This is a genomic window from Paraburkholderia sp. EG286A (assembly GCF_040965375.1).
GTDB lineage: Bacteria > Pseudomonadota > Gammaproteobacteria > Burkholderiales > Burkholderiaceae > Paraburkholderia.
Map to the genome: position 1 here is coordinate 266,869 of NZ_JBFRCB010000006.1, position 14,771 is coordinate 281,639.

Below are 14,771 nucleotides of genomic sequence, written 5' to 3' on the forward strand. Positions count from 1 at the left end.
TGCATGACGACCCTGCTTGATGGCCGGAAACTGGCCGCACTCCACGAATGCGAACTGTCTGAACGCGTCGCTGCGCTCAAGAAGAGAAACGGAGGCCAGACACCGGTACTGGCAACGATCCTCGTGGGTGATGACCCTTCGTCGGCAACCTATGTGCGCATGAAAGGCAATGCATGCCGCCGGGTCGGCATGGCCTCGCGCGCGATCACGCTGCCCTCCTCCGCGACCACCCAGGACGTCCTGTCAGCGATCGACCAGCTGAATGCGGATCCGGACGTCCACGGCATCCTGCTCCAGCATCCGGTGCCGGCACACGTTGACGAACGCGCCTGCTTCGACCGGATCGCTGTCGCGAAAGACGTCGATGGCGTGACCAGCCACGGCTTCGGGTTGATGGCGCTCGGCGAGCCCGCTTTCGGGTCTGCCACGCCAGCCGGCATCATGCGCCTGCTTTCTCACTACCGGATTGATGTGTCAGGCGGGCGCGCCGTTATCGTGGGGCGCAGCCCGATCCTCGGAAAGCCGATGGCCCTGATGTTGTCCAATGCCAACGCGACGGTGACGTTGTGCCACTCGAAAACCGTCAATCTTGAAGCGGAGATCCGGCGCGCGGAACTCATCGTTGGCGCGGTAGGCAAGCCCGGCTTCATTCCCGGTGGGTGGATCAGTGACGGGGCTGTTGTCATCGATGCCGGATACCACGTCGGCGGCATGGGGGACATTGACGCCGGCGGCCTGCTGGACCGATGTGCCGCCGTGACGCCCGTTCCGGGGGGCGTCGGCCCGATGACGATCTCGACGCTCATCTCACAGACGGTGACCGCAGCCGAGCGCGCGACGGGGAGCGCCTGAAGGGTCTCCGCTTCGGGGAGGCCGGGGCGACCGCCTGGGGGGCGGCTACGGCTCATCGCATCGGGCAGCTATCGGCCCATCAGCAGCCGCTCTCGATCATGGTAGTTCGACCATCTGAGAGACCGCTTCCCAGTGGTCAGCAGGCCTTCCGGAAGCGGCGCATCATGTCAGTGGTCGAGACCGCTCGCGACAGATTCCCTCTCTCCGCCAGAATTTCCCGCTCAGGCAAGCCCAGTAAGGTGAGTCCCTCGTTCGTTGTATTTCCGCGAAAGCATAGGTCGGCGGATGAGCGCGGGCAACTGTGAATGGAAGAGTTATTTCTTGAACAGCGCAATGGCTGCAGCCACGATCACCGAGACGAGCGCGACGATCCAAGCGATGCGGGCCTGCTTTACCGAGGCTGCGGCGGCATCCGCGGCGCGCTCAGACGCATCCGCAGAACGCCTAGCCTCCCGTGCTGAGTCTTCAGCAGCTGAGGCGGAAAGCTCGACTGCATCGACATTTCTGCGGGCAAGGTCGGCGACCTCTCTGGCGTCACGCCGTTGAAGATATGCTTTGGCCCGCTCAGCTCGCCTTCCTTGCATTTGGCCGTTGCCCACGACCGTTCGAAGGGCATCGATGCCGCCGTTGGCGGCAATCCACGCTTCGATCTCCGCATCGGTGTCGAACTCAGCCATAGACTGATAGCCCCTGTTCAGAATGCTGGTCGCCGTTTATCCCGGCCGATACGAGGAAGCAAGTTCGTCGGTCTCGTCGAGATACCGCATCCACCAAGCGTGTGCTTCCCACGCTACGTCTTTTTCGGGCCGACCGGCAAACGGCCCGCTCGCGATAAAGGAGTCAAGCTTGCGCTCGGGGACTACCATGCCCCCACGCGCATTACCTTGATCGATTACTACCAGCCCCCCGGCTGAGAGCTCGCTATCGTCAAAGTCCGCTCGATACCGTGTTCGTAGTTTTTCAAGAAGCGGTTTCTCTCGGCCTCGATGAATCCCCAAAAGATCATTGGCTCCGGGCGGGTTGCAGTCAGTTCGGACCACTTCTCGCGAATTGCCCGGCGCATCTCGGGTGACGATTCTGCGTCGACCTTATCGAGCACGTGGCCAACGGAGCGAAGCAGCCCGACGATGCCAAACCAGCTGACGCGGAAGGCCTCTGCCTGCAACGTGTCGCTGTGTTCTCTGATTGCGTGCCGTGTGTCTTGCAGTACGATCCGAGCGGCGCGTGTCATTTCCAAGTCCAGTGGGTTCGGATCTGCAATCCTAACTTGGAAAACAACCCGTCAGGTCACGTAAAATCGACCGGGTTCAAACAATCAAACCAAGGGGCCAGCATGGGTGCAGAAGATCTCGATCCGTTGGGCGCGAAGGCGCTCGCCGAAACCACCAAGATCGTGGCTGACAAAGCGATGACTGGCGTCGGCGCTTTTCTCGGAAAGGTCTGTATGCCAGTCGCCGAGGAATTCGGCCTCCTGCTTCAGGACAAAGTCAAAAGCTGGAGAGCGGCAAACGCCGTCAGGATTATTGAGAAAGCCAAAGCTAGGCTGGAACAAGAAGGCAGCACCGACCCCGTTCACGTTCACCCACGCCTTGCGGGCAAGATCATCGAAAAAAGCTCCTGGGTTGATGCAGACCATTTGCAGGACATGTGGGCCGGGCTCTTTGCGAGTTCATGCACGCCCAGCGGTACGGACGACAGCAACCTAACCTTCATCAATCTGCTAGACCAATTGACCGCAAGTGAGGCGAGGCTTGTCGAATTCGTCTGCAAGGGCGAACAAATCCATGTGTCCGAGCATCGCCTCGTGCTCGGCGACACGCAGAAGATGGTCCCACTTGACGGGCTACGTAAGGTCACGGGCATCGAGAGCGCCAGCGAGCTTGACATCGCACTCGACCATCTGCACGGAATGGGGCTCCTTGTACTGGGGAGTGGATTCAATTTCCACAGTACGCCCCCGGTTGCCAGCCTGACGCCTACCGCACTATGCCTCAACATGTTCGCTCGAACCCAAGGCTTTACGGGCGACCCGTACGACTTCTACGAGAAGTTGACGCCGCTTGCCACGGAAATCTCACCGCCGTCCTCAAGGCGCCTTTGAGATTGGAATGGCGCGCGGCTGCGGCAAATACCTCTCTAAAGCTGGCGATCTATGCGGCACGCATGAAATACCGTACTCGACCGAAATGGCTAGTCTGGCGCTGTCGTCGCGCGGACTCTGACCATCCCGAAAAACAACGGAGGGGATCATGACTGTCGACAAATGCGTCAACCTTGCTGGCGCCATCGCTGGCGTAGTCGGAACGATCCTCATGTATCGCGGTACGTTCGGCCTGCAGGCAGTATCCACTTGGACCAGCCAAGCGATGGCCGACGAGACAGCGCGGAGCAATCGACAGCGGTTGAGGCTTCAGCGCGGCGGTCTCATCTTGCTGACCGCAAGCTTCGCCCTTCAGATTGTGGCGCTCTTCACGTAAGAACTCAGATGTGGTCACGAATAACCACCAACTGTGAGATCGGCGATGGGGCGTGGCAAGGCTCAAGAGCGCGAATTTCGATTCTTCGAATCATTTCGGAACGACTTCCAGCTACCCGATGAGCAATTGGCCTACGGCGACAAGCTGGACTTCGTCATAGATGGACCACGCAGGGTCGGCATCAAGCTCACCGATCTACATCTTGTCGACCGCAAGAACCCTTGGTCGAGAACATGGAACATCGCATGCTTACGATCTTCTTCGATTCGAACATCTACGACCGCCTAGAAGGCGATGCCGACACAACCGCTTTGGTACTGACGCGCATAGAGGAAAAGCGCGTCGAGGTCCTAATGCCGCGTCAAGTAGCAAAAGAACTCCACAAGCGCCCTAAGGCCTTCCCGGCCTTGTTCCCTGTCACTCGCATCGGACACGCAGTTGCGCGAGCCGGCATCATGTGCGCCGGCGATATTATCGGGACTGGCGAAGTCTTTGACGAGCACAAGGGCGACTCCAAGCAAGCCGCTGACGCGTTCATCGTCGACGTTGCGGTGATAATCGCTAATTGGTGTGTGTCTGAAGACCTTCGGAGTCGGCGGCGGTTTCCGCAAGGCGATGACTGCATTCCATTGAGTTACGCGGAGTTTTGCGAGCGACTTCGCAACCTGCCGGCCGCATAACGAAAGATTGTCTTCAGGATCGTGAGGTACCAGCATCAACCTGACCCCAGGGAGCGACGGCCTCGTCGAGAAAGACGCGTGTCACCAGCTCCGGGAGCGTTTCGAACGTGCGCAGCAACATCGGCGTCACATCGATATCTTCGACCTTGAGGTCGTCAGTAGGATGAGCCAGCCGTTGCCCCGCAAAGTCGCACGTGATAATCCACGCCTCTCTTACTCGTTGAGCGTCAGGGAAGTCTTCCACAATCGACGCCGCCACCTTGGCGAATGGCGTACCGTCCTCCCGCTGGTAATTCTCAATCCCTATATCGCCGCGGCGCCGCTTTTCGACCGGCAGTAGTGCGGATGGTCTGCCGCCTACTTTCAGCCCCAGAAACTCGAGGAGCAACCGTGAATATATTGCCGCCATGCTGGAAACGGTCTGCGTGTAGGCAACGAGAATCGTGCTGTGAACCGGCTCGTCATTGCCCTCGACGCGAATCTCAATGCGGTCCAACGGATGATGCATTTTTTGGAGCGCAAGCGCGGTTAGGGCCGCCTGTACGCCTTGGACATAGAATGGGATGCGATTGACGCGCAAATCGAGGTGTCTGAGGCTGCGCGGATCTTGGGCGTCTACTGTTGCATTCCCATCCATCGTTATCCCCAGTGTGGAATCATCGCGATGCCAGCATCGCCAACATCGCGAAGGACGGCAGCACTTTGACCTAGCGGCAGCGACGCGCCCATTCATTACAGGTCGCGGTAGACGAAAACGACGCTTGCACTGCCGCATAGAGCGTCGTAGTCGCGGTCACATTGAACCGTTGCTCTTCGACAACGGGTCTGCGTTTCCGCGCCACTTCAACGCGATGCGGTGGGTCGCCTCACGCCAGCACTACTCGGCTCGGCGCCCGCTATTTGCGGCGCTGGCATAGCCAGAAGTGCGGCGTAAGTCTCCGCCTCAAGCTGCCTTTTTATCTCCGCAGTGAGATCATCGTATGCCACCTCTACCCACTCCCGGGTTTTGATCACAAGCGACCGGAAGTTGTCAAAAGCCGCCTGCTCCAGAGTAAGCCCCATCAAAGAAACACATAAGACCTCTTCCACTTTGTACGCCTTCGATCCATCGTTTATCGCGGCCACAGGTATGCATTGAAGGTAGCTGTTCTCGTCGTGGACAAAGTGCTTATTCCTCAGATTTTCGAAGTGCCTGAAGACGATCATGGCTTTAGGGTCTTCACCTCGCAGAATTCTGTTTGGCGACAGTTTGAAGCGCGCACCATCGCCAAAACACTTGAAGAAATGAACAATAGCGCTGCGCCAAAGGGCCTCCTGAATGACGTCGCTACCCTCGGGTACGGTGGTTAGCGAGACGAGGCAATCATCGGCAAATGCAAGATCCTTACGGTGAAGCGCGAGATCTGCCAACCGTTTGGCATGAGAGCCACGGAGGGCCACGACCCGAACAGCATCGGGGATACCCTCAATATTTATCGAGTTGCCCGCTACAGACGTTGGAATTTTTCGCACGATGATCCGGGAATTAGAGGTGCGCTGGCCGCTTCGGCTATCTTAGCTCGATTCGATCGCATCGCTCCGCGGTAACGCAACTGGACTTGCGCAAGCGGACACGTCTCGGGGGGCGCCACGGCGAACCGCGCGTTCGACCGGCGGTTCCGGGTTGGAAAGCCGCCTTTAGCACAAGCGCGTTGCGAACGGCCGAGAAGGGTCGAAGAGCGACCAGCGTCAATCAGGTCCACCGCATGCGCTACAGCGTGCAGCCCAAAAACATAAACCAGCTCGAATCCGCGCAGCGGCAAGCTGCGCAATGAGGCCTCGTCGCGAAGCCGTACAATCGGCGGTTTCCTTCTATAACATTCGCCCGTGCACGCTTGGACACAGGGCGGCTTAGAACCACGAGACCCGTGCATGACCACTTACCTCTACGACGAGCAGACTTCAGACTCGCCTGCGGCCTTTCAGCCAGTGGCGCTGACCGCCGGCAACGGTCACAACGAACGCTGGCTGCAAGAGCGGATTTTTGAACTACCTGCGCTGCTGCCCATGACCGAGATGTTCGGCCACGGCGAGAGCTTCGTGCCACTCTGCCGCGAACTTCCACTGCGCTATGGCTCTTCAAGCGTATTCCTCGACATCCTGGGCGTTTCCTCGACCGGCCGACTCGTGCTCGTCGAATGCAAGTTGTGGCGCAACCCCGAAGCTCGCCGCGAAGTCATTGCGCAGTTGTTCGAATATGCATCGCTGCTTTCTGAGTGGACATATTCCGACCTGGAAGCGCGTCTCAAGAAAGCGCGTGGCCTGACTGGGGGAAATCCCATGTTCGCCGCGGTCAAAGCCGTGCATCCCGAACTGAACGAGGGCGCATTCGTCGACGCTGTGAACCGGTCGCTCGAGCGCGGGGACTTCCTCTGCGCCATAGCGGGGGACGGCATTCGTAGCGACTTGCAGTCGTTGCGCCGGTTGCTGGCCGCGAAGGGCGGCGTGCTGTCTCAACTCGCGCTCGTCGAAATCCGCACGTATCGCGATGGGGTCGGGCGCACGCTTCTCATGCCGTCTGTCCCGTTGCACACCGAAGTCGTGCAGCGTGAGGTACTGGTGCGCCCCGACGGCGTGCCGCTTGAGCGCACAACTGCGCTCGACGAAGTTGCGCCCGCGCTGGAGTCCGCGGTTCACCAGAAGGCCATCAGCGCGTCAAAGCTCCACAACCGCGCGTTCTGGGATAAATTCATCGAGCAGGTGAAGTTCGACCACCCGGACCAGCCGCCGCCCCGACACGGCGGGAACAACTTCGTCCGCCTGGACTTACCGGGCCCCGTGCAAGGGCTTGTCGCCTACCGGGAGCAGCCGGGAACGGCGGGCCTGTTCGTCAAGTTCCTGGGCGCGGACGGGCGGGAAGCGTTGCTAGCGCTCATTGAGGACCAAGCTGCGCTAGAACAGGAAGTCGGGCAGCCGATTCGGTTCAAAATCAACGAAGGACAGGATGGCGAGCGCGTAGCAGGACGGCTCAGCGTTAAGTTCGAAGCACAAGCAGATGGGGCCGCGCGAGATGCAGAACAACTCGCATGGCTGCTGCGCACCTGCAACGCCTTGGTGAACGCACTTCGGCTCCGCCTACGCGGTATGGACAGCTAGAGATTCACTGGTGGATCGGCGAATTGATGCCCGCGGTCGGCCATGAGCTGTCGTTAGCTTATTCGCCTGCGCGGACGTCCGTGCGGCGAGTCCGAAGCCGTGAGCAGTCGTTCGACGTCGTTGTCGGGCTCATCAGATGGGTTATGTTGATCGAAATCGATCCACGAACTCGAAAACGTCGTGAGCTGATACCAAAGTTACCAAATCGTCAGTGGTCGATCTAGTCTCAACGAGGCCAATAAGACGTCCTCCCTTGTCAACGACGGGGGTGCCACCGGCGCCCGGCTCGACGGAAAGTTGGACTTGAGTTTGAACCCGAGTAGATCCAGCGCTCTGTATGAAGCCGACCACTTTGCCAATTCGCAAAGTGACAGTCCCTCCTTGGTCGATGATGATGGCTGTTACTGGTTCACCAGGCTCGGGGCTTGATAGGCTAAGCGGAGGTGGTGCATCGAACGCTTCGCTTGGCGGAAAAGACAGAAGAGCAAGATTTCGCTCTTTGTCAATTCCACGCACAACGGCGTTGACTACGGTGTCGTTTGGCAATTTGATCCTAACTGCTTTGGATGAGCCTTCATTGATTAAGTACGCCATGGTGACGGCTTGGCCATCAGCACATATGAACCCTGTCGCTAAGCTCGGTTCGTGATAGATTCGTACGACGCGAGACTTCAGGTAGGAAAATATGTCGCGTAACGCTGCTTCAGCTTTAGCTGCAACCGGAGCGCTTGCAGTCGAAGCAATTGTTGCGAGGGCACTCGTAGCGCCCGGTCCTGCAAGCGACTTCGCCAATTTCACCGCCAGTTCCTCATCTCCTAATGCCGCTATCGCGACAAGTGCGGCACTCTTCGTGCGCTCCTCTGACGAGGAGAGGTGTGGGAAGAATTTTTCGACCGTTTGAACTTGCGCGATCCGCAGTTCTTGATCTTTGCGCCTCTCATCCGACAATTTCTGACGACGGTTGTAAACGTTCGTAGCGTAGAACCCGAGGATCGCGACCACGACGCCGGAGATGAGATTAGATACCGCCGCTAGCTTGTCCCAGTTGTCCTTAGGAGGTTTTTCAACCTTCTTTTTTATGTCTGCGACTTCAGCGCGCAAGCTATCGAGCGGCTGTCTGTCTTGTGCTGGAGGCGTCGATGGCGTGAGTACGACGGAAGGCGCACTCGACGGCTCGGACAACTGTCCTGCGGCACGGCATATGACCGAAACACCGCAGAAAAGTGCGAGCGCTGCGTAGCGGTTCCACATAATACCCGTCTCGAGTATGAGATCAACAACATCCTACAGGATTGCGACCTACATGCTCATTGCCTACCTCGTTGGACGAGTTCAGTTCCTTGGTCGAGCGCACCGGCAAGTCTCGGACCTTACTTCCGACGCCCTTCCGGTGGCGACGACTGAGCTTTGAGATCGATGGGTAAAGCGTATGACTGTTGACCACGCCAAAGCCGCCGCTTGACTGACCCCGTCCGTAACGGCCGGTGTGGGTCGACAAGAGCCTTCCACCTCGCTCAAGGGTGCTCCGCGAGCATTCACCGAAACAGGGGCTCTTCTGGCTTGATACGACGTGTATGCCGAAGCCTCTCAGCCTCGCACAATCCAGCCTATGGAACGTGATGCAGCACCAAGGTCCCGTCATCCCCGGCATGGATCTGCAGACTATCCCCCACGCCCCACCCTAGATCCCGCAGAATCCGCGAGGGGATTTCCAGGAACGCGTCGCCCGTGCCGTCGTCACAAGAAACGAGCGTCATTTGATAGCGTAGCATCGCTTCGTTGCCACCGGAAGGCAGGTATTCGAGCAGCGTCTGGGCTAACATATCGTCGTCTTCCGGCAGCATCAGCCATGCAGCGCACAGGCTGTCCGAATAGCTCGCCCAGGCGAGAGCGACACCACGATCCGTACAAGTTCGCCCGAGTCGGCTGAGACACGCCATCATGCGAGCGATCTGGTCGGGGTACTCCTTGATCGTCTCGCCCAGCTCAAGTGCGTCCAGCATCTCGCCTCCTCATTCAGCATCGACTTCCCGGTAGCGCCCCCGCTTTCCGACGTAAGGAGCAGATATTGTTTCCCGGGAATGTCCTGTAGTCGCTGCAACACTTCTTGGCTCTCAAAGTATTGGCTACGTCAGGTGTTGGCCTCAGCGATGTCCACCAAGAAAGTCGAACCAGTCATGCGCATAAGCGCAGCCGTGATCGGGAATGCCCGAACCGGCGAGCTTCCGGTCGAAGAAGGTTCGGGTCGGCTCAGGAATTTCATTGAGACGCACGTAGCGAAAGCCTGCGTCGTTCGTGTGAACCGTCACCTGCGGTTTCGTCGGCCGGGCGGGCAATGCTTCGGCATCCTGATTCAGCGCGGCAGAAATGCCGCGGGCCACGAGGTCCCACACGCTGTCCGCCCATCTGGGATAACTGCGCACGACGGCGCGCTCGCCGACCTCCCCGAGTACCGCATCTTCCAGGGTCACCCGGTAATCCGCGAGCGCCCCGTCGCTCACCCGCGCGATGTCCGCCGTCGCGATGACGTGCTTTTCGCTTTCCCGTCCTCCGGGAAACAACTCAACGGTGACTCGAAGCATCCACCTCTCCTCTTTGGTGACCGTCTCATCAGGCCCGGCGCTGTCCATGCGCCGTACCTGCAACGTGATCTTTTGCTACCGCGACGACTGCCTGGGAGTCCAAGGTCAAGGCCTCGAGGACGCGTGCCCTGCAGCATTGCGCAGGTCGACTCACAAACTGCCAGCATCATGTACTCTGGCGAGCCAGTCCCGGATCCGTTGTTGTGCCTGCGCGTCGCCGATACCGCGTCGGGAGTCGAGCAGTACGAGATGCGACTCCAGATCGAGAAGGTCGGTCCTCAGATCGCGTGCGCCGTAAACAGAGTCATCAATCGCCAGCCAGTTCTTCAGGCGATGTTTGAGCACGTACGTGCGAATGATATAGGTGCGCGCGATGCCAATCTTCCAGTCGCCGAACCGTGCCCTGTAGCCCTGCGTGGTGCCCACGACCCGCTTCGCAAGTTGCGCCGGCAGGTATGAAATCACCTGTTCAACAGACAGTTTGCTGAGCCAGGAGGTGGTCAGTACGATTTTGACCTCGGGCCGGGGTTCGAGCAGGCTGACCAGCAGCGGCGCAAATTCGAACAGCGGGTTTCCTGTATCGAGGGATATCCCGCCATTTTCGTCAAGCAATGCGTGGCCGCGATGAAGCGCTCCATCGTAGTCCACGAAGAGTGTTGGCGCTGGCTCGTCCAGAACGGGCATCTGCGGCCTTAATTCGTTGCTCAAGCGTCAATCCCAGGCATCATGAATACGGTTCTCAAATTGTCGCGGAGGCGTGCACGGCTTCTCGGGGCAAAGGATGGCGAAGCCGGGCGTCCTCCTGACCGGGAAGGGCCGGGTACATACGCGACGCCATTGGTCAGCCCTTCTTCGAGTGGTCCGGACATCGGGTTTGCACCCAGCCCGTGCTCAGCGTCTGTCCGGGTTTGCCGCATATTTCGCACAGCCGGCCGCTCATCATTTCCGCCAGTTCAATCATCGCCCGCTGCCGCACGTCAGCGCCGGAGACGCTGAAGCGCAGCGTCCCGAACTTTTCCTTGACCTGCGCCGCGACAACCTGTGGCGCGCCGTGCGTGGTCGCGAGTTCCAGTCCCGTGCACAACACATCGATCAGGTCGAACCAGCCGTCTCCGCACTCGAATCCCCACAGGGAGAACACCGTCGGCATGGTGTCCGTCGTGCGGGAGACGAGCGGGCTGACGGCGAAGATGCGCGGATATCTTTCCCGCAGGATGTTCGACAGTTCTTCACGCATCGTTCCCTTTCTCCGCGCCCTCTGTTGCGGAAGCCGCTACATCTTCAATTGTCGAAGCCCGTGCTGCTCCGCGTCAGCGCTGCAGCTTTCGATGGCTTCCGCGCTCTTTTTCAGCCCTGCATCCGCCTGCCTGTCGGCCGCGAGTCCGGAAACAGTCGCCTCTGCCGGCCGCGACCTGCCGAAGTCAGGTTCCTCCGCTTCAGGAGCAAGTCCGCGGCCAGCGGTCTGTTCGCTGGTGTCACCGGCGTGCTGCGCGCGGGCCACCGCCATGCGGGGATCGGCACCGGCGATCCGGCGGGACAGGATCTCCCCGGCGAAGGCCGCGGCACGTTCAATCGACAGCGACGGCCCCAGCAGGCCACGCACGCGCACATCGGTGGCAGCGGTCGCTAACGAAAAGCCCCCCGCCTTCACGATGACTTCCAGCACCGGAATCTCGAACGCGAACCGTGCCGATCGTGTAATCAGGCCTGCAACCGTCTGGCGCAAATGCGTGGCAGCCATTCCGTACGAGACGGCGACGTCGACCAGCGGCCAGCGGTGCGCGCCAATGCCATAGCGGTGGGCGAGCAGGTCCGCATTCCGCCTCGCTGTTTTGTCCAGCGGCTGTTCCGGCCCGAGCAGGTTACGCCCGCGGGTGGCCAGGCATTGCGCGACGCGATGGATGGCGTCTTCGAGCGTTTCGGCCTCGATGACCACGCGCCACCGCCCATCGCGCACGCCTGGATGCGGCACGGGAAGCGCCAGCAGTTGCTCCGGCGCAAGCAGGAGTGCACGCGCCCAGGCGCGAAGGTGGTGTGCCGTGAGCGCTTTCGGAAACGTCCCCTGCTCCCACTGCAGGAGCGTGGGAGGGGACACGCCGCAGGCGCGCGCTACTTCCGCAACCGGGAGCCCAAGTTCCTCGCGCAGGCGCCGTGCGTGCGGGCCGAGTTCCTCGCATTTGGCCCGGGGAATCCGCGCCGGCAGGCCATCACGGCCGCTCCCGCAGACTTGCACATTGGCCGCGTCGAACACGGGCTCCGGCAACGGCAGCACGTCGTGACCGAGCAGCCATCCTTCTGGTACCTGCAGGGCCGCTTCCAGCGCTCGCACCACCCTTTCCGCGACGGAGCCCGGCAACCGCCCCAGTTCCCAGCGCACATAGGTCCATTCGGCCATGCCCACCTGGCGTGCAAGTTCGCGCTGCGTCAGCCCCACCGCTTCCCGCCGCTCACGCAGACGCTTCGCAATCTGTGGTGCATCGGGTCGTGGAATCCACTCACGCTCCCTGGTCATTCCGGTCTCCCGCCTGCCTACCTGCAATATTCATGGAAAGGACGCGTGCGTCCGATTGCAAAAACCGCGGCCCTCGAACAGCCGCATCTCGCGACAGCATGTTCAGCCGGCAAAGGCGAACGCGTTGGCCCGCGCGTCATGCAGCGCATGGTGCTCGCCACCATGGCGGGCGAAGTACGCGGCACGCCGCTCCCGGTCGCGATGGCCCGCGATATTCTCGATCCGCCAGCCGCGCGGCAGCGGGCCGCCCAGCAGGAACCGGAACAGGTTCAGGTCCGTCTCGTAGTCGTAGCAGAGCACCGGCGCGGCGTCGCCCGGCACGCTCACCATCCACGCGCGCAGCGCCTCGCGCAGCTGTTCAAGCGGCATCGCGCGCCCCTCGAACTGGCCAAGCTGCGGCAGCACCACTGCGTGGACAAATTCGCTGCACCACGCCGGATCGAAGTCAGTACGTTCGCCGTAAAACTCGTTGCCGTTCTCACCGACGATGGCAAGACTGATCAGCTGGCACTGCCGGAAGTCGGTGAATTCCGTATCGATGAAATAGCGGCTGCCCGGACCACCCTGCGGTTCGGCTGGCAGTGGCCAGAGCAACGCGCCATGAAAGCCTGTATCGGTCATGTTCTGTTCACGTGCAGAGGCCATATCGCAGATGATCGAGGACATGCATCACCTGTGCACGCTCGCCCTGCGCCAGCAGTTCAAGCGCGCTGCGCCCGCCGAATCCGGTCGTCCGGCTGGCAAGCCAGGCGGCCGCGCCTGCTTCCGATTCGAACGCCCCGACAAGTCCATCGGCGAGGGCGGCGTCGGTCTGACGCAGCGTTTCAATCGCCCGGCGCCCCGACTCCTCGAGGGCCGCATACAGTCCGGACACCTGCGCGGCCAGCGTTTCGATCTGGGTCATCTCAAGCCTCTCCGGTCGGTCGGCATCGGGAGAGTCGCACGCCTCGCCCGTTGAACAGGGTGGCGTGCCCTGTCGCACGCCACCCGCCGCCCTGTTCCGCCCCCCACCGTTCTCCCGTGATAAGGCGGATTATCACGGCCAGCCTTTTTCCTGCCGGTGCATCGCGGCGAGCCGCGCCTCCAGTTCCGCAAGGACCGCTGGCGCACTGATACCCAGTACGGGATCGGTGTGCACCAGGTGATCCCGGCACACCGCCGGCCAGCCCGCATCATCGTCGTCTAGCGCAATCCATGCCCCGGGGCGCCGCCGGCACACGTCGCCCCAGACCTGCACGCCACGCGGCACGGACCGGAACCACACCGGATCCATCCGGCCATGGAAAGTCGCGCCGACCACGCGCCCTCGTAGCTCCAGCGGGAGGCGACGCGCCACCTTGCGCACGCTGCGGAACACCCGCACCCAGCTCGTGGACAGCACGATGCGCAGCGCGGGATACGGCGCGAGGCACTGCGCCAGCAGCCCGGCGTGTTCGAACACGACATGCCCAGGCGGGGTGGCGACGTAGGGACCAAAGCCCGGCCGGCGCCACACGTCCTCCGGATGCAGGACGCCGTCGAAATCGAGATACAGCACGACGCCGCCCCGCACACGCGGCCGCATGTCCGGTTCTTCAACCGCCATGCCCAGCCCTCGGTCTGGATGTGCCTCCATGGCGAGCCAGGATCAGGCGCGGGCCGCGGCCGTCGCCTTCGCGCGCCAGAGCCGCCTGCCGCGCGCACGGCGTGTCGCCAGGGAATACGGTACGGAAAACGTGCGCCCCGTCGCGGTCGTGAACCGGGTCACCGTCATCAGTCGCTCGCCCTGACTATATTTTTCCGGCTCGGTGACCCCAATCCGGATCTCGCTCACAGGTTCCAGCGTCCACTGGTCGACCTCGCGCGCCAGTCGCGTGCTCAGTACGGCGGCGCCGCGCACGACAACATCTCCATCGGCGAATTGATCAAGCGACTGCGCGCTGCCCGCCAGGTCCATCATCACAATCGTCGGCACGGCTCGCGAGCGCCGCTCCGAGACCCGGAGGATCAGCACGTCCCGCGGAAACAACTGCGAGATTACCCCCCACACGCCTGCGCCCTCAGGTTCAAAAGGCAATGCCGACGAAGGCAGACGGTTATTTTCACTCGTTACAAACATACAGCCACAACCTCAAACGCTCTCATTGCAACGCACTCGTCCACTGCGGCTGGCCCAGACTGGACACGATTTCCACCCTGGACCAGAAACAAATCCAAATCAAAAGATCCTCGGCACCCCAAAATGGGTCGTAAATGCCGTGGCCAAATGACCATCATACCGCGAGCATCACGGGATGCAAAGGGTATCGGTCAAAATGGACGATGCGGGACATCTGGCCGCCATAGGGGCGACGGTTCGCGCTCGTCGGCAGGAATTTGGCGTCTCACAGGAGGCCCTTGCGCACGCGACGGGAATCGACCGCAGTCATATGGGGAGGATCGAACGAGGGGAGCGCAACCTATCAGTCTTGAACCTCATTCGAATTGCTGACGCCCTGAACATTTCGCCGTCGAAACTTCTCAAAGGTGCGGGTCTTTGACACGTAGCCGATCC

The 14,771-nt window shown here is 61.0% G+C and carries 20 protein-coding genes; 6 read left to right on the plus strand and 14 right to left on the minus strand.

The window, feature by feature from the left end:
• Positions 1-3 precede the first annotated feature (3 nt).
• Positions 4-852, plus strand: a complete 849-nt coding sequence (locus tag AB4Y35_RS28180) for a tetrahydrofolate dehydrogenase/cyclohydrolase catalytic domain-containing protein (protein WP_368706943.1) — start codon at positions 4-6, stop codon at positions 850-852.
• A gap of 314 nt (positions 853-1,166) precedes the next feature.
• Here the strand turns inward: AB4Y35_RS28180 and AB4Y35_RS28185 are convergent, their stop codons facing one another.
• Positions 1,167-1,529: a hypothetical protein gene (locus AB4Y35_RS28185; RefSeq protein WP_368706944.1), complete on the minus strand. Its 363-nt coding sequence runs from the start codon at positions 1,527-1,529 to the stop codon at positions 1,167-1,169.
• Positions 1,530-1,747: 218 nt separating this feature from the next.
• Complete coding sequence (locus tag AB4Y35_RS28190; RefSeq protein WP_368706945.1) at positions 1,748-2,083, minus strand: hypothetical protein; 336 nt, start codon at positions 2,081-2,083, stop codon at positions 1,748-1,750.
• 102 nt (positions 2,084-2,185) lie between these two features.
• Between AB4Y35_RS28190 and AB4Y35_RS28195 the strand changes: the two genes are divergently transcribed.
• From AB4Y35_RS28195 to AB4Y35_RS28205, 3 genes are all read left to right on the plus strand, one after another.
• Positions 2,186-2,953: an Abi-alpha family protein gene (locus AB4Y35_RS28195; protein ID WP_368706946.1), complete on the plus strand. Its 768-nt coding sequence runs from the start codon at positions 2,186-2,188 to the stop codon at positions 2,951-2,953.
• A gap of 148 nt (positions 2,954-3,101) precedes the next feature.
• Positions 3,102-3,329 (plus strand): hypothetical protein, encoded by a 228-nt coding sequence (locus AB4Y35_RS28200; protein ID WP_368706947.1) that lies wholly within the window; start codon positions 3,102-3,104, stop codon positions 3,327-3,329.
• 245 nt (positions 3,330-3,574) lie between these two features.
• On the plus strand, positions 3,575-4,009 hold the full coding sequence (locus AB4Y35_RS28205; protein WP_368706948.1) for a hypothetical protein: 435 nt from the start codon (positions 3,575-3,577) through the stop codon (positions 4,007-4,009).
• Between the two features lie 13 nt (positions 4,010-4,022).
• On the opposite strand, the gene AB4Y35_RS28210 is transcribed toward AB4Y35_RS28205, so the two are convergent.
• Positions 4,023-4,646, minus strand: coding sequence for a hypothetical protein (locus AB4Y35_RS28210; RefSeq protein ID WP_368706949.1), 624 nt, complete (start codon positions 4,644-4,646; stop codon positions 4,023-4,025).
• 206 nt (positions 4,647-4,852) lie between these two features.
• Complete coding sequence (locus AB4Y35_RS28215) at positions 4,853-5,521, minus strand: hypothetical protein (protein WP_368706950.1); 669 nt, start codon at positions 5,519-5,521, stop codon at positions 4,853-4,855.
• 399 nt (positions 5,522-5,920) lie between these two features.
• On the opposite strand from AB4Y35_RS28215, the gene AB4Y35_RS28220 reads away from it, so the two are divergent.
• Positions 5,921-7,144 carry a hypothetical protein gene (locus AB4Y35_RS28220; RefSeq protein ID WP_368706951.1) on the plus strand — a complete coding sequence of 408 codons (1,224 nt, stop codon included), beginning with the start codon at positions 5,921-5,923 and terminating at the stop codon, positions 7,142-7,144.
• A gap of 141 nt (positions 7,145-7,285) precedes the next feature.
• Here the strand turns inward: AB4Y35_RS28220 and AB4Y35_RS28225 are convergent, their stop codons facing one another.
• From AB4Y35_RS28225 to AB4Y35_RS28270, 10 genes are all read right to left on the minus strand, one after another.
• Complete coding sequence (locus tag AB4Y35_RS28225) at positions 7,286-8,395, minus strand: serine protease (RefSeq protein WP_368706952.1); 1,110 nt, start codon at positions 8,393-8,395, stop codon at positions 7,286-7,288.
• A gap of 356 nt (positions 8,396-8,751) precedes the next feature.
• Positions 8,752-9,147 (minus strand): hypothetical protein, encoded by a 396-nt coding sequence (locus tag AB4Y35_RS28230; protein WP_368706953.1) that lies wholly within the window; start codon positions 9,145-9,147, stop codon positions 8,752-8,754.
• Between the two features lie 141 nt (positions 9,148-9,288).
• Complete coding sequence (locus AB4Y35_RS28235; protein WP_368706954.1) at positions 9,289-9,726, minus strand: hypothetical protein; 438 nt, start codon at positions 9,724-9,726, stop codon at positions 9,289-9,291.
• A gap of 150 nt (positions 9,727-9,876) precedes the next feature.
• Entirely contained in the window at positions 9,877-10,434 is a 558-nt protein-coding gene (locus AB4Y35_RS28240) for an HAD domain-containing protein (protein ID WP_368706955.1), read from the minus strand.
• A gap of 133 nt (positions 10,435-10,567) precedes the next feature.
• Positions 10,568-10,963, minus strand: coding sequence for a hypothetical protein (locus AB4Y35_RS28245; protein ID WP_368706956.1), 396 nt, complete (start codon positions 10,961-10,963; stop codon positions 10,568-10,570).
• 36 nt (positions 10,964-10,999) lie between these two features.
• A complete protein-coding gene (locus tag AB4Y35_RS28250) occupies positions 11,000-12,238 on the minus strand; it encodes a helix-turn-helix domain-containing protein (RefSeq protein WP_368706957.1) in 1,239 nt (412 codons plus the stop codon).
• Between the two features lie 102 nt (positions 12,239-12,340).
• Positions 12,341-12,904 (minus strand): hypothetical protein, encoded by a 564-nt coding sequence (locus AB4Y35_RS28255; RefSeq protein ID WP_368706958.1) that lies wholly within the window; start codon positions 12,902-12,904, stop codon positions 12,341-12,343.
• Positions 12,867-13,142: an MbcA/ParS/Xre antitoxin family protein gene (locus AB4Y35_RS28260; protein WP_368706959.1), complete on the minus strand. Its 276-nt coding sequence runs from the start codon at positions 13,140-13,142 to the stop codon at positions 12,867-12,869. Before AB4Y35_RS28260 ends, AB4Y35_RS28255 begins: the two co-directional genes overlap by 38 nt.
• 132 nt (positions 13,143-13,274) lie before the next feature.
• On the minus strand, positions 13,275-13,823 hold the full coding sequence (locus AB4Y35_RS28265; RefSeq protein ID WP_368706960.1) for an HAD domain-containing protein: 549 nt from the start codon (positions 13,821-13,823) through the stop codon (positions 13,275-13,277).
• 42 nt (positions 13,824-13,865) lie between these two features.
• The gene (locus tag AB4Y35_RS28270) at positions 13,866-14,336 is read right to left on the minus strand and encodes a hypothetical protein (RefSeq protein ID WP_368706961.1); all 471 of its coding nucleotides are present in this window, start codon (positions 14,334-14,336) and stop codon (positions 13,866-13,868) included.
• Between the two features lie 196 nt (positions 14,337-14,532).
• Between AB4Y35_RS28270 and AB4Y35_RS28275 the strand changes: the two genes are divergently transcribed.
• Entirely contained in the window at positions 14,533-14,757 is a 225-nt protein-coding gene (locus AB4Y35_RS28275) for a helix-turn-helix domain-containing protein (RefSeq protein ID WP_368707225.1), read from the plus strand.
• Positions 14,758-14,771 lie beyond the last annotated feature (14 nt).